The organism is Streptomyces sp. NPDC104313, from assembly GCF_055583985.1.
In genome coordinates this window covers 76809-89768 of the sequence record NZ_JBVJMW010000005.1, presented here as the reverse complement: position 1 = coordinate 89768, position 12960 = coordinate 76809, and the positions used below count along the sequence as shown (strand labels likewise).

The following is a 12960-nucleotide window of genomic DNA, read 5'->3' as shown; positions in this document are numbered from 1 at the left end:
GGATGTGAACGAGGGTTTACCTGAATGTACTGAGCGCTCCCGCGCCCGTCATCCGGCTACCGGTGTGACGGCGCGCACGTTGCGTAACCATGGCGGGAGCGCCGTACGGGAATCATGCTGAATCCATGCTGACGCGAATCGACCACATCGGGATCGCCTGTTTCGACCTGGACAGGACCGTCGAGTTCTACCGTGCCACGTACGGCTTCGAGGTGTATCACTCCGAGATCAACGAGGAGCAGGGCGTCCGGGAGGCGATGCTCAGGATCAGCGGGACCTCGGACGGCGGGGCCTCCTACCTCCAGCTGCTGGAACCCACCCGGGAGGACTCGGCCGTCGGGAAGTGGCTGGCGAAGAACGGGGAAGGCGTGCACCACATCGCCTTCGGTACGGAAGATGTGGACGGGGACGCCGCGGACATCCGTGAGAAGGGCGTCCGGGTGCTGTACGACGAGCCCAGGACGGGGTCGATGGGGTCCAGGATCACGTTCCTGCACCCCAAGGACTGCCACGGGGTCCTCACCGAACTGGTCACCAGCAAGCCGGAGCACTGACCACCGCATACCCGGCCCGGTAGAGTGGGCGGTTCCGGTCCGGGCCGGGTCGGGGCCGTACCGCGTCCTCGTCGTTTGTCTGTCACCATTCCCCGGGGGACAACTCGCCGGCGAGCCGTGCTCGCGCGGTGTGTTTCGACCGGCGTCGGGGTCTGCCCTGCTCAGTGGGGCATCCCTGCTCGAACGAAGTTGAGAGCTCGGGGGAAGAAGTTGAGAGCTCGGGGAAGGATGGGACCGCGCAGTGCGGGGCTACGAACGCCAGGAGAGCCACCGGGCTGAAGACGACCATCTCTCGCGGTTCGAAGCCGAGATGGACCGGCTGAAGACCGACCGGGAGAAGGCCGTCCAGCACGCCGAGGACCTCGGTTACCAGGTCGAGGTCTTGCGTGCCAAGCTGCACGAGGCCCGGCGCAATCTCGCGACCCGTCCCGCCTACGACAGCGCGGATCTCGGCTACCAGGCCGAGCAGATGCTGCGGAACGCGCAGGTCCAGGCCGAGCAGATGCGCGGCGACGCCGAGCGCGAGCTGCGCGAGGCACGTGCCCAGACACAGCGGATCCTGCAGGAGCACGCCGAGCACCAGGCGCGCCTGCAGGCCGAGTTGCACACCGAGGCCGTCCAGCGCAGACAACGGCTCGACCAGGAGCTGGCGGAACGCCGCCAGACCGTCGAGTCGCACGTCAACGAGAACGTCGCCTGGGCCGAACAGCTGCGCGCCCGCACCGAGTCGCAGGCCCGCCGGCTGCTGGAGGAGTCCCGCGCCGAGTCGGAGCAGGCGCTGGCCGCCGCCCGCGACGAGTCCGCCCGGCTGGCCGAGGAGACGCGCCGGCGCACCGGCTCGGAGACCGAGACCGCCAGGTCCGAAGCCGAAGCGATCCTGCTGCGCGCCCGCAAGGACGCCGAGCGTCTCCTCGGGGCCGCCTCCGCCCAGGCGCAGGAGGCCACCAGCCACGCGGAGCAGCTGCGCTCCAGCACGAGCGCGGAGACCGACCGGACCCGCCGGCAGACCGCCGAGCTGAACCGGTCGGCCGAGCAGCGCCTCTCGGAGGCCGAGACCCGGCTGCGCGAGTCCCGCCTGGAGGCCGAGAAGCTCCTCTCCGAGGCGAAGGACGCCGCCGCCAAGCAGCTGGCCGCCGCCGAATCGCAGAACGAACAGCGCACTCGTACGGCCAAGTCGGAGATCGCCCGGCTGGTCGGCGAGGCCACCAAGAGCACCGAGGCGCTGAAGGAGGAGGCCGAGCAGGCCCTCCTCGACGCCCGCGCCGAGGCGGAGCGGCTGGTCGCCGAGGCGGACGAGAAGGCCCGTACGGTCGCCGCCGAGGAAGCCGCCGCCCAGCTGGCGAAGGCGGCCCGCAGCGCCGAGGAGGTGCTCACCAAGGCCTCCGAGGACGCGAAGTCGACGACGGGGGCGGCGAGCGAGGAGGCCGAGCGGATCCGCCGCGAGGCGGAGGCCGAGGCCGACCGACTGCGCGGCGAGGCCGCCGAGCAGGCCGACGAGCTCAAGGGTGCGGCCAAGGACGACACCAAGGAGTACCGGGCCAAGACGGTCGAGCTCCAGGAGGAGGCCCGTCGGCTGCGCGGTGAGGCCGAGACGCTGCGCTCCGAGGCGGTCGCCGAGGGCGAGCGCATCCGGGGCGAGGCCCGCCGCGAGGCGGTCCAGCAGCTGGAGGAGGGCGCCCGCACCGCCGAGGAGCTGCTGACCGAGGCCCGCTCCGACGCGGACGAGTTGCGCACCAAGGCGAACGGCGAGAGCGAGCGCATCCGCACCGAGGCCGCCGAGCGGGCCGCGACCCTGCGCAAGCAGGCCGAGGAGACGCTGGAGCGCACCCGGACCGAGGCCGACACGCTGCGGGCCGAGGCCGAGGAGCAGGCGGCGGCCCTGACGGAGGCGGCCGAGCAGGCGGCGACGGAGCTGCGTGAGGAGACCGAACGCGGCGTCGCCGCCCGGCAGGCCGAGGCCGCCGACGAGCTGACCCGGCTGCACACCGAGGCCGAGTCCCGGCTCGCCGCCGCCGAGGAGGCGCTGACCGGGGCCCGGACCGAGGCCGAGCGGATCCGCCGCGAGACGAGCGAGGAGTCAAAGCGGCTGCGCGACGAGGCCGCCGAGCGGCTGCGGACGCTGGCCGAGCAGGCCACCGCGGAGGCCGAGCGGCTGCGCGACGAGGCCGCCGCCGACGCCGCCCGGTCGCGGGCCGAGGGTGAGAGCGTGGCCGTACGGCTGCGCGGCGAGGCCGCCGCCGAGGCGGAGCGGCTCAAGTCCGAGGCACAGGAGAGCGCCGACCGGGTCCGAGCGGAGGCGGCGGCCGCCGCCGAGCGGGTCGCCGCCGAGGCCGCCGAGGCGCTGAACGCCGCCCAGGAGGAGGCCACGCGCCGCCGCCGGGAGGCCGAGGAGACTCTCGGCGCGGCCCGGACCGAGGCGGATCAGGAGCGCGAGCGGGCCCGCGAGCAGAGCGAGGAGCTGCTCGCCTCCGCCCGCAAGCGGGTCGAGGAGGCCCAGGCCGAGGCGCACCGGCTCGTCGAGGAGGCGGACGCCCGGGCGGCCGAGCTGGTCTCGGCGGCCGAGCAGACGGCCCAGCAGGTACGGGAATCCGTCGCGGGTCTGCAGGAGCAGGCCGAGGAGGAGATCGCCGGGCTGCGTTCGACGGCGGAGCATGTCGCGGAGCGCACTCGGGGCGAGGCGCAGGAGGAGGCGGACCGGGTCCGCGCCGACGCGCACGCGGAGCGGGACCGGGCCTCGGAGGACGCGATCCGGCTGCGCCGCGAGGCGAACGAGGAGGCGGCCCGGCTCCGGCGCGAGGCCGAGGAGGAGACCGCCGCCGCGAAGGGGCTGGCCGAGCGGACGGTCTCCGACGCGATCGGCGAGTCGGAGCGGCTGCGCGCGGACACCTCCGAGTACAGCCAACGGATGCGCACGGAGGCGTCCGACGCTCTGACGTCGGCGGAGCAGGACGCGTCGAAGGCCCGTGCCGAGGCCCGGCAGGACGCCAACCGGATCCGTTCGGAGGCGGCGGCCCAGTCGGACCGGCTGATGGCCGAGTCGGCCAACGAGAGCGACCGCATCCGTAACGAGGCGGCCCAGGCTTCCGAGCAGCTCGTCGTCGAGGCCACCACGGAGGCCAACCGCCGCCGGGCCGAGTCCACCGAGCGGGCGGACCGGATGCTGGCCGAGGCGACCGACGAGGCCGAGCGGCTGCGCGCGGAGGCGGCGGAGCGGCTCGGCTCCGCGCAGGAGCACGCGGCCCACACCCGCGAGGAGGCGACACGGCTGCGCGCGGAGGCGGAGTCGGCGTCCGAGGAGCTGCGTTCGGACGCCCGCCAGGAGGCGGACCGGATGCTGGACGAGGCCCGCGAGGCGGCGGCCAAGCGCCGGGCGGACGCGGCCGAGCAGGCCGACCAGCTCATCAACAAGGCACGGGAAGAAGCGCTTCGTACGGCCACCGAGGCCGAGGGGCAGTCCGACACGATGGTCGGCGCGGCCCGCAAGGAGGCCGTGCGCATCACCTCGGAGGCGACCGTCGAGGGCAACACCCTGGTCGAGCGCGCCCGTACCGACGCCGATGAACTGCTGGTCGGCGCGAGGCGCGACGCGACGGCGATCCGGGAGCGGGCCGAGGAGCTGCGGGCCCGGCTGGAGAGCGAGATCGAGGAGCTGCACGAGCGGGCCCGCCGGGAGACGTCCGAGCAGATGAAGACCGCCGGCGAGCGTGTCGACAACCTGATGAAGGCGGCGACCGAGCAGCGCGACGAGGCCGAGGCGAAGGCCAAGGAACTGATGGCCGAGGCCAATTCGGAGGCGAGCAAGGTCCGTATCGCCGCGGTGAAACGGGCCGAGTCACTGCTGAAGGAGGCCGAGGCCAAGAAGGCCGGGCTGGTCCGCGAGGCGGAGAAGCTGCGCGCCGACGCCGAGGCCGAGGCGAAGCAGACGGTCGACGAGGGCAAGCGCGAGCTGGACGTCCTGGTGCGCAGACGCGAGGACATCAACGTGGAGATCTCCCGTGTCCAGGACGTGCTGGAGGCGTTGGAGTCTTTCGAGGCTCCGACCGGGGGCGGGAAGCCGGCCGGCGGTTCCGCGGGAGCCGCCAAGGCCCCGGCCGCGGCGGGCACTCGATCGGGGGGCAAGTCGTCCGAGCGGTAGCCGAACCGCGATGCACCGTGCTTCGTCATGGACATTCACCCTCTCAGTGGCAAGCACTCCGGGGGTCAGCCACTCAAAAGGGGTGTCATTCTCCAGATCAAACCGGCATCTTCACGCTGACGCGCCGCAATGGCCCCTAGGATTCCCCCTATCACCTCACCGGTCTCATTCGACAGGAACCCCATGAGTGACCCTTCCTCCCCCTTCGGCTTCGAGCTCGTGCGACGAGGTTACGACCGCGGTCAGGTGGACGACCGCTTCACCAAGCTCACCGCCGACCGTGACAGTGCCCTGGCCCGAATCACCTCTCTGGAAAAGCGCATCGAGGAGCTGCACCTCGAGACGCAGAACGCCCAGGCCCAGGTAAGCGACGCCGAGCCGTCGTACGCCGGTCTCGGCGCCCGTGTCGAGAAGATTCTCCGCCTCGCCGAGGAGGAGGCCAAGGACCTGCGCGAGGAGGCCCGTCGCGCGGCCGAGCAGCACCGGGAGCTCGCCGACTCGGCGGCCCAGCAGGTGCGCAACGACGCCGAGTCGTTCGCCGCCGACCGCAAGGCGAAGGCCGAGGACGAGGGCGTCCGCATCGTCGAGAAGGCCCAGGGCGAGGCGAACACGCTCCGCACCGACGCCCAGAAGGACGCCCAGCAGAAGCGCGAGGAGGCCGACGCCCTCTTCGAGGAGACCCGCGCCAAGGCCGCCCAGGCCGCGGCCGACTTCGAGACCAACCTCGCCAAGCGCCGCGAGCAGTCGGAGCGCGACCTCGCGTCCCGCCAGGCCAAGGCCGAGAAGCGTCTCGCCGAGATCGAGCACCGCGCCGAGCAGCTCCGCCTGGAGGCCGAGAAGCTCCGCACGGACGCCGAGCGCCGGGCTCGCCAGACGGTGGAGACCGCCCAGCGCCAGGCCGAGGACATCGTCGCCGACGCCAACGCGAAGGCCGACCGGATCCGCAGCGAATCGGAGCGCGAGCTGGCGGCGCTCACCAACCGCCGCGACTCGATCAACGCGCAGCTGACCAACGTCCGCGAGATGCTGGCGACGCTGACCGGCGCCGCCGTGGCCGCCGCCGGCTCCCCGGTGGAGGACGAGCCCGCCAACCGCGGTGTCCCGGCCCAGCAGACCCGCTGACCCCCGGCGCGGGTAGTTCGCATCCCCGTGTGCGCCCGGTTCCGCCCTTGTGGTGGCGCCGGGCGCCCGGGCGCTCTAGCGTGAACGCATGATCGAGCTCGAGGGACTCACCAAACGGTTCGGCGGCAAGATCGCCGTCGATCACCTGTCGTTTCAGGTCCGGCCGGGCATCGTGACCGGCTTCCTCGGCCCGAACGGGGCGGGCAAGTCCACCACGATGCGGATGATGCTCGATCTCGACCACGCGACCAGCGGCACGGTGCGCATCGATGGCAAGCACTACCGCGAACTCCAGGAACCGCTCAAGTACATCGGGGCGCTCCTCGACGCCAAGGCGATGCACGGCGGCCGCAGCGCGTACAACAACCTGCTGTGCCTGGCGCAGAGCAACCGCATCCCGAGCAGCCGGGTCGACGAGGTGCTCGACATGGTCGGCCTGAGCGCGGTGGCGAAGAAGAAGCCCAAGGGGTTCTCCCTCGGCATGGGCCAGCGGCTCGGCATCGCGTCCGCGCTGCTCGGCGATCCCGAGATCCTGATGTTCGACGAGCCGGTCAACGGACTGGACCCCGAGGGCATCCACTGGATCCGCAATCTGATGAAGGCGCTCGCCTCGGAGGGCCGGACGATCTTCGTCTCGTCCCACCTGATGAGCGAGATGGCGCTGACCGCCGACCATTTGATCGTGATCGGCCAGGGCAAGCTGCTCGCCGACACCTCGATGGCCGACTTCATCCACGAGAACTCCCGCAGCTACGCGCGGCTTCGCTCCCCGCAGCAGGAGCGGCTGCGCGACGTGCTGCACCAGGAGGGCCTCGGCGTCGTCGAGACGGCGGGCGGCGTCCTGGAGGTCGACGGGGCCACCACCGAGGAGTTGGGCGAGCTGGCGGCCCGGCACCAGCTGGTGCTGCACGAGCTGAGCCCCCAGCGGGCCTCCCTGGAGGAGGCGTTCATGCAGATGACCGCCGGTTCGGTGGAATACCACGCCCATACGGAACGGGACCCGGCCGAACCACCCGCGGCGCGAGCGGGCTGGGGCGAGAACTGGAACAAGCCCGACGGCGCCGACAGCAAGGGGGCGTGACGGCCATGGCATCGGTACCCGCGGTTCTCACCTCGGAATGGACCAAGATCCGGTCGGTCTCCTCGACCACCTGGACCCTCATCTCCGCGTTCGCCGTCACGGTCGGCCTGGCCGCGGGCTCCAGCGCCCTGGTGAACGCCACGTTCGGCGACCTCTCCGAGGCCGAACGCCGCACCTTCGACCCGACCCTCATCAGCTTCACCGGAACGACCTTCGGCCAGCTCGCCATGATCGTGTTCGGGGTGCTCGTCGTCAGTACGGAGTACAGCTCCGGCATGATCCGCACCTCGCTGGCGGCCGTTCCGCAGCGCGGGACGTTCTTCCTCAGCAAGATCACCGTGGCCGGGGCGGTGGCGCTCCTGGTCGGCCTGCTCACCAGCTTCGTCTCGTTCTTCCTCGCCCAGGCCCTGCTGGGCGATCACGGCACCGATCTCGGCCAGGAGAACGTCCTGCGCGCGGTGGTCGGCGCGGGCCTCTACATGGGGCTGATCGCGATCTTCTCCATGGGCGTAGCGGCGATGCTGCGGAGTTCTGTGCTGGCGATCTGCATCCTGGTGACCCTCTTCCTCCTGATCTCGAACATCCTGAGCGTGGTGCCGTACGCCAAGGACGTCATCCGGTACTTCCCCGACAAGGCGGGGATGCGGATCATGCAGGTCGTCCCGGACGCGCTGAACAGCGATCCGACCCCGTACGGCCCCTGGGCGGGGCTCGGGATCATGGTGCTCTGGGTGCTGGCGGCGGTGCTCGGCGGCTTCCTGGTCCTGAGGAGCCGGGACGCGTGAGGGGCGCCGGGACGCGGGTGACCGCTCGGTAGCGGGCTGTGCACAACTTGGCCGGAACCGTCGGCGCCTGGTTATCCTCCTAACTCTTACGGGGGTGCGCGGCCGGGTGGCCCGAGCCCCGAACGACAGAGTGAGTCGATGGGGCTGGAGAATGATCGAGGCAGTCGGCCTGACCAAGCGCTACGGCGCGAAGACGGCCGTGGACGACCTTTCCTTCCAGGTACGGCCGGGGGCCGTCACCGGGTTCCTCGGTCCCAACGGGTCGGGCAAGTCCACGACCATGCGCATGATCCTCGGCCTGGACCGCCCCACCGCAGGTCACGTCACGATCGGCGGCCACCCCTACCGCGACCTGCCGAACGCACCGCGCCAGGTGGGCGCGCTGCTGGACGCCAAAGGCGTGCACGGCGGGCGCACCGCCCGCAACCACCTGCTGTCCCTGGCCCAGCTGGCCGGCATCCCGGCGGCCCGGGTCGATGAGGTACTGGGCGTCGTCGGCCTCCAGGACGTCGCCAGGCAGCGCTCCAGGGGCTTCTCGCTCGGGATGGGGCAGCGGCTCGGGATCGCGGCGGCGCTGCTCGGCGATCCGCAGGTGCTGCTGTTCGACGAGCCGGTCAACGGTCTCGATCCGGAGGGCATCCACTGGGCCCGCAACCTGATGAAGGCGCTCGCCGCCGAAGGACGCACCGTCTTCGTCTCGTCCCACCTGATGAGCGAGATGGCCCTCACCGCCGACCATCTGATCGTGATCGGGCGCGGCCGGCTGCTCTCCGACATGAGCGTCACGGACTTCATCTCCGCCAACTCCGCCGACTTCGCCCGGGTCCGGGTGCCGGACGACGGCCCCGAGGAGCGCCAGAAGCTGACGGCCTCACTCGTCGAGGCGGGCGGCCGGGTCATGACGGAGCCGGGCGGGGCCCTGCGGGTCACCGGGCTGCCGCTGCCGCGGATCAGCGACCTGGCCCACGGGTGCGACGTACGGCTCTGGGAGCTGTCGCCGCAGCAGGCCTCCCTGGAGGAGGCGTACATGCGCCTCACGCAGGGCCTGGTGGACTACCGCTCGACGGACGACGCCAAGGCGGGCCTCGTGGAGCCGCCGCCCCAGGACGCGTACGGGAGCGCCGAGGGCTACGCGTACCCCGAGCCGGTGGAGGTGCCGCAGGAGGGCTGGTACGCCCCGCCGCCGCCCGTTCCGGGCCAGAGCCCCGCGCCCACCGCGCCTTCCCCCGCCCCCGCAGCCGAGCCCTCTTCCGCCGCTCCGGCCGGAGAGCAGACGAGCAAGGACCTCCGATGACGACGCCGGCCACCCCGCGGGCCCACCAGCAGGCGCCGGACGTCGGCCTGCTGGGCTCCTACGAATCGCCGATCCCGATCCGGCCCGCCACCCTCGGCGACGCGATCGCCTCGGAGTGGACCAAGATCCGTTCCGTGCGCGCCACGGTCTGGACGCTCGGCGTGATGATCGCGCTGATGCTGACGGTCGGGCCCGGCACCGCGCTGCTGCTCGCGGTGGACGGCAGCGGCGGCATGCCGGACGAGCCGGTCCTGGCCCTCGGCTTCTTCGGGGTGCTGCTGGGCTCGATCTGTGTGATCACGCTCGGCGTGCTGACCATCGGATCCGAGTACAGCACCGGCATGATCCGTACGACGCTGACGGCCTGCCCGAGCCGGGGCCGGGTGCTCGCGGCGAAGGCGATCGTCTTCTCCTCGCTGGCCTTCGCCGTCACGACGGTGACCACCACGGTCGTGGCGGGGCTCCAGACCCAGATCCTGGACGGCCCCGCCGCGTCGGGCGGCGACTGGGCGCTCGCCACGGTCGGCGTCGGGCTCTACCTCGCGGCCCTCGGCCTGCTGTCGCTCGGGGTCGGCGCGATCGTGCGGCACTCGGCGGGCGCGATCACCATCATGATCGGCGTGGTGCTGGCGCCCCTGGTCCTCGCGCTGTTCATGTTCGCCGAAAGTCTGCGGGGCGTTCAGCGCTTCCTGATCGACTACTCGATCCCCAACCAGATCGGCGGGCTCTACGGCACGACGATGAGCACGACCGGTCCGACCGGCTGGGAGCCGCTGCTGCTGATGCTGGGCCTGGCCGCCGCGGCTCTGGGCGGGGCGGTCGCGATACTGAACCGGCGCGACGTCTGACGGTCGGCGCGACGTCGAAGGACCCGCGCGACGTCGAAGGGCCGACCGGCCCTCAGTGGCGCGGAGCGTTCCGGGACCGCTGCACCCTGGTGGTGCGGCGGTCCTTCGCGTTCCAGCACGCCTTGTGCCAGTGCCTGCGGTCGTCGATGCCGCCGAACTCGGGCCAGGTCACGAGGTGCGGGACCCCGGAGGGGATCTCCTGGTCGCAGCCGGGGCAGCGGTACCGCTTGCCCTGGGCGCTCGCGCCGCTGACCGGGCGCACCGACCACTCCTCGCCCTGCCAGCTCTCGGTGTCCCCTCCCCCGCCGTACCTGCCGGGCGCCGAGCCGGGGCGTTCGTCGGGACTCTCGCCGCCACGGGGGCGGTTACGGCGCGGGGACACAGGACACCTCACGGGGCGGGTCGGACACGGTTTCGTCCAAGCCTAGAGCCTGGCGTCGGGGCACCGGTCGGGCAGTCCGGCGGCCCTGTCCGGCAGTGGGGTGAGTTAGCGGAAAATCGCAACAACTTCCTCCGGGACCGTGCCTTTGGCACGTGTCAGACGTTGTTGCCGGTGAGGGAGAACCGCGTCGGCCGCAAGGAGGCAATAGGCGATGCGCATCGGAACGTTCGTTCTGGCAGCCCAGTTCCCGGGCCAGGGACCGGTTGAGGTCCTGCACCGGGCCGTCCGGTCCACCGAGGCGGCGGAGGAGAGCGGTCTCGACTCGGTCTGGCTGGCCGAGCACCACTTCGTGCCGTACGGGGTCTGCCCGTCCGCGACCACGCTGGCGGCGCTGCTGCTGGGCCGCACCCGCAGAATCCGGGTCGGCACGGCGGTCAGCGTGCTGCCCAACCACCACCCGGTCGCCCTCGCCGAGCAGGCCGCGCTGCTGCATCTGACCAGCGGCGGACGCTTCTCACTCGGGGTGGGCCGGGGCGGTCCGTGGGTGGACCTGGAAGTGTTCGGCGGCGGTCTCGACGCGTACGAGAACGGCTTCCCCGAGGCACTCGGCCTGGTGCTCGACTGGTTACGGGAGCCGCGCGTCACAGGGCGCGGCGAGCGCTTCGGCTTCCGCGAGGTGGCGGTGGTGCCGCGCGCGGACGAGCTGCTGGAGGGCCCGGCGGACGCGGGGCCGGGTGGGGCGGGACCCGAGGTGGTCGTCGCGTGCACCTCGCCGAAGAGCGTGCGGCTCGCGGCCGGGCAGGCGCTTCCGATGCTGCTGGGCATGCACTGCGGGGACGAGGAGAAGACGGAGATGGTCACCCTGTGGCGTACGGCCGCCCGGGAGGCCGGCCATCCGCCCGAGGTGGTGGAGGGGGCCGCACATGTGTCCGCCGGGGTGGCCCAGATCGAGGACAGCGCCGGGGAGGCCACGGAGATGCTGGTGAAGTCGATGCCCGGCTGGCTGCGCCAGGGGCTCGACGCCCATGTCACGGTCGACGACAGGCACCGCGTGATGCGGGACCCGGTCGCGTACACGGAACTGCTGTGCGGGCTGCACCCGGTGGGCCCGCCGCGGCTGGCGGCCGACCGGCTGGCGGCCACAGCCGAGCGCACCGGGATCACGCGCTTCGCCCTCCTGGTGGAGGGGTCGGGCGATCTCGGGGCGACCGAGGAGAACGTCCGGCGGCTGGGCGCCGACGTGCTGCCGCTGCTCACCTGACCTGCGCATGCCGGTGTTTCCCGGAGGCGCCCGGCATCTGACATCTGTGGGACATGTGGTGCGGTGGTACGGGAGCTGCCGCCCCGGAGCCAGTTGCACCTCCCGCGGCCCGGGACGGCAGCAGAAGCGTTCAGCAGTCCCGTAGTCCGGGCGACTGGTTGAGCAACTGGCCCCTCACCGAGGTGAACTTGGCCAGTCGGTCGTCGACCGAGGCGTCCAGCGGGAACACCGCGACGCGGTGGCAGTTCTGGAATGCGATACGCACTCCGAAGTGCCGCTGGAGCGCGCCGCGTATCGCATCACTCGCGAGCGCGCGCAGCAGCTGACCACGTGCTTGCTCGTCCGGCGGCGGCGTCTGGTTGTCGGCGAACTGTCCGCCGTCGACCTTCAGCTGAGCCACCAACGAGCTGACCATCTCCCATGCGAAGGGCAGGGAGGTCCGGACGCAGTCGACGAAGTCGGCTTCGTCGACCTCGCCTCGCTCGGCCTGTTCCAACAGCGCCGGTGAGACGTCGAGCGACATGGGTTCTCCTCTCGCGACCCCGGGCGATGGCCGGGGCCTTACGGGCAGGGAAGGGGGGCGGCGACGACGCAGCGTGCACGGACGGCGACCTCCTGCTTCCACGGTAAGCGCGCGGTCGGGGCCGCACCAGGAGATTGGGAACACAACCGGCCAATAACGAAGGGGCGCAAAGAGGGGCAAGCCCGCATCGCCGCATCGCGGTGTGGACCGAGTGGCAGGGGGCGACGGGTGGGGAATCGCGTCGGGCCCTCGTCGTCGAGTAGCGTTGCCGACCATGCGTCTCGTCATCGCCCGTTGCTCCGTGGACTACGCGGGCCGGCTCACAGCCCACCTGCCCTCCGCCCCCCGACTGATCCTGGTGAAGGCGGACGGAAGTGTCTCCATCCACGCCGACGACCGGGCGTACAAACCGCTCAACTGGATGTCCCCGCCGTGCACCCTGAAGGAGGGCGCCGACGGTGAGGAAAGCGTCTGGACGGTGGTGAACAAGGCGGGCGAAAAACTGATTATCACGATGGAGGAAGTCCTCCACGACTCGTCGTACGAGCTGGGCGTCGACCCGGGGCTCATCAAGGACGGCGTGGAAGCGCACCTCCAGGAGCTGCTCGCGGACCGGATCGAGATCCTCGGCGAGGGGCACACCCTGATCCGCCGCGAATACCCCACCGCCATCGGGCCGGTGGACATCCTGTGCCGGGACGCGAACGGACAGACGGTGGCCGTGGAGCTGAAGCGGCGCGGTGACATCGACGGCGTGGAGCAGCTGACGCGCTATCTGGAGCTGCTGAACCGCGATCCGCACCTCGCGCCGGTCCGCGGCGTCTTCGCCGCGCAGGAGATCAAGCCGCAGGCCCGGGTGCTGGCGACGGACCGCGGCATCGGCTGCCTGGTCCTGGACTACGACGCGATGCGGGGCATCGAGGACGACAAGCTGCGGCTGTTCTGAGCAACGGCGTCAACGAGGGCCGGGCGATT

At 71.7% G+C, this 12960-nt stretch carries 11 protein-coding genes; 9 read left to right on the top strand and 2 right to left on the bottom strand.

Annotated elements, in window-relative coordinates:
• The first annotated feature begins 125 nt into the window (after nucleotides 1–125).
• From mce to ACZ60Q_RS13920, 7 genes are all read left to right on the top strand, one after another.
• The gene (gene mce / locus ACZ60Q_RS13950; protein ID WP_469632998.1) at nucleotides 126–554 is read left to right on the top strand and encodes a methylmalonyl-CoA epimerase; all 429 of its coding nucleotides are present in this window, start codon (nucleotides 126–128) and stop codon (nucleotides 552–554) included.
• Between the two features lie 241 nt (nucleotides 555–795).
• Nucleotides 796–4689 carry a polarized growth protein Scy gene (gene scy, locus ACZ60Q_RS13945; protein ID WP_469632995.1) on the top strand — a complete coding sequence of 1298 codons (3894 nt, stop codon included), beginning with the start codon at nucleotides 796–798 and terminating at the stop codon, nucleotides 4687–4689.
• Between the two features lie 183 nt (nucleotides 4690–4872).
• Nucleotides 4873–5811, top strand: coding sequence for a cellulose-binding protein (locus ACZ60Q_RS13940; RefSeq protein WP_469632992.1), 939 nt, complete (start codon nucleotides 4873–4875; stop codon nucleotides 5809–5811).
• 88 nt (nucleotides 5812–5899) lie between these two features.
• Complete coding sequence (locus ACZ60Q_RS13935; protein WP_469632989.1) at nucleotides 5900–6892, top strand: ABC transporter ATP-binding protein; 993 nt, start codon at nucleotides 5900–5902, stop codon at nucleotides 6890–6892.
• A 5-nt stretch (nucleotides 6893–6897) separates the two neighbouring features.
• Complete coding sequence (locus ACZ60Q_RS13930; RefSeq protein ID WP_469632987.1) at nucleotides 6898–7677, top strand: ABC transporter permease; 780 nt, start codon at nucleotides 6898–6900, stop codon at nucleotides 7675–7677.
• A 151-nt stretch (nucleotides 7678–7828) separates the two neighbouring features.
• The gene (locus ACZ60Q_RS13925) at nucleotides 7829–8971 is read left to right on the top strand and encodes an ABC transporter ATP-binding protein (RefSeq protein ID WP_469632984.1); all 1143 of its coding nucleotides are present in this window, start codon (nucleotides 7829–7831) and stop codon (nucleotides 8969–8971) included.
• Nucleotides 8968–9819, top strand: a complete 852-nt coding sequence (locus tag ACZ60Q_RS13920) for an ABC transporter permease (RefSeq protein ID WP_469632982.1) — start codon at nucleotides 8968–8970, stop codon at nucleotides 9817–9819. Before ACZ60Q_RS13925 ends, ACZ60Q_RS13920 begins: the two co-directional genes overlap by 4 nt.
• Before the next feature lie 52 nt (nucleotides 9820–9871).
• Here the strand turns inward: ACZ60Q_RS13920 and ACZ60Q_RS13915 are convergent, their stop codons facing one another.
• Nucleotides 9872–10201, bottom strand: a complete 330-nt coding sequence (locus ACZ60Q_RS13915; RefSeq protein WP_469632979.1) for an ATP/GTP-binding protein — start codon at nucleotides 10199–10201, stop codon at nucleotides 9872–9874.
• 211 nt (nucleotides 10202–10412) lie between these two features.
• On the opposite strand from ACZ60Q_RS13915, the gene ACZ60Q_RS13910 reads away from it, so the two are divergent.
• On the top strand, nucleotides 10413–11462 hold the full coding sequence (locus ACZ60Q_RS13910) for an LLM class flavin-dependent oxidoreductase (RefSeq protein ID WP_469632976.1): 1050 nt from the start codon (nucleotides 10413–10415) through the stop codon (nucleotides 11460–11462).
• Between the two features lie 130 nt (nucleotides 11463–11592).
• On the opposite strand, the gene ACZ60Q_RS13905 is transcribed toward ACZ60Q_RS13910, so the two are convergent.
• Nucleotides 11593–11985 carry an SCO5389 family protein gene (locus tag ACZ60Q_RS13905; protein WP_469632973.1) on the bottom strand — a complete coding sequence of 131 codons (393 nt, stop codon included), beginning with the start codon at nucleotides 11983–11985 and terminating at the stop codon, nucleotides 11593–11595.
• 274 nt (nucleotides 11986–12259) lie between these two features.
• Here ACZ60Q_RS13905 and nucS point away from each other — a divergent pair, with 274 nt between their 5' ends.
• Nucleotides 12260–12931 carry an endonuclease NucS gene (gene nucS, locus ACZ60Q_RS13900; protein ID WP_469632970.1) on the top strand — a complete coding sequence of 224 codons (672 nt, stop codon included), beginning with the start codon at nucleotides 12260–12262 and terminating at the stop codon, nucleotides 12929–12931.
• Nucleotides 12932–12960: the final 29 nt, after the last annotated feature.

What these genes read in the sequence shown, in the direction of transcription:
- ACZ60Q_RS13940 (WP_469632992.1), top strand. Translation starts at nt 4,873, where the DNA reads ATGAGTGACCCTTCCTCCCCCTTCGGCTTCGAGCTCGTGCGACGAGGT.
- ACZ60Q_RS13905 (WP_469632973.1), bottom strand. Translation starts at nt 11,985, where the DNA reads ATGTCGCTCGACGTCTCACCGGCGCTGTTGGAACAGGCCGAGCGAGGC.
- ACZ60Q_RS13920 (WP_469632982.1), top strand. Translation starts at nt 8,968, where the DNA reads ATGACGACGCCGGCCACCCCGCGGGCCCACCAGCAGGCGCCGGACGTC.
- ACZ60Q_RS13910 (WP_469632976.1), top strand. Translation starts at nt 10,413, where the DNA reads ATGCGCATCGGAACGTTCGTTCTGGCAGCCCAGTTCCCGGGCCAGGGA.
- ACZ60Q_RS13925 (WP_469632984.1), top strand. Translation starts at nt 7,829, where the DNA reads ATGATCGAGGCAGTCGGCCTGACCAAGCGCTACGGCGCGAAGACGGCC.
- mce (WP_469632998.1), top strand. Translation starts at nt 126, where the DNA reads ATGCTGACGCGAATCGACCACATCGGGATCGCCTGTTTCGACCTGGAC.
- nucS (WP_469632970.1), top strand. Translation starts at nt 12,260, where the DNA reads ATGCGTCTCGTCATCGCCCGTTGCTCCGTGGACTACGCGGGCCGGCTC.
- ACZ60Q_RS13930 (WP_469632987.1), top strand. Translation starts at nt 6,898, where the DNA reads ATGGCATCGGTACCCGCGGTTCTCACCTCGGAATGGACCAAGATCCGG.
- ACZ60Q_RS13935 (WP_469632989.1), top strand. Translation starts at nt 5,900, where the DNA reads ATGATCGAGCTCGAGGGACTCACCAAACGGTTCGGCGGCAAGATCGCC.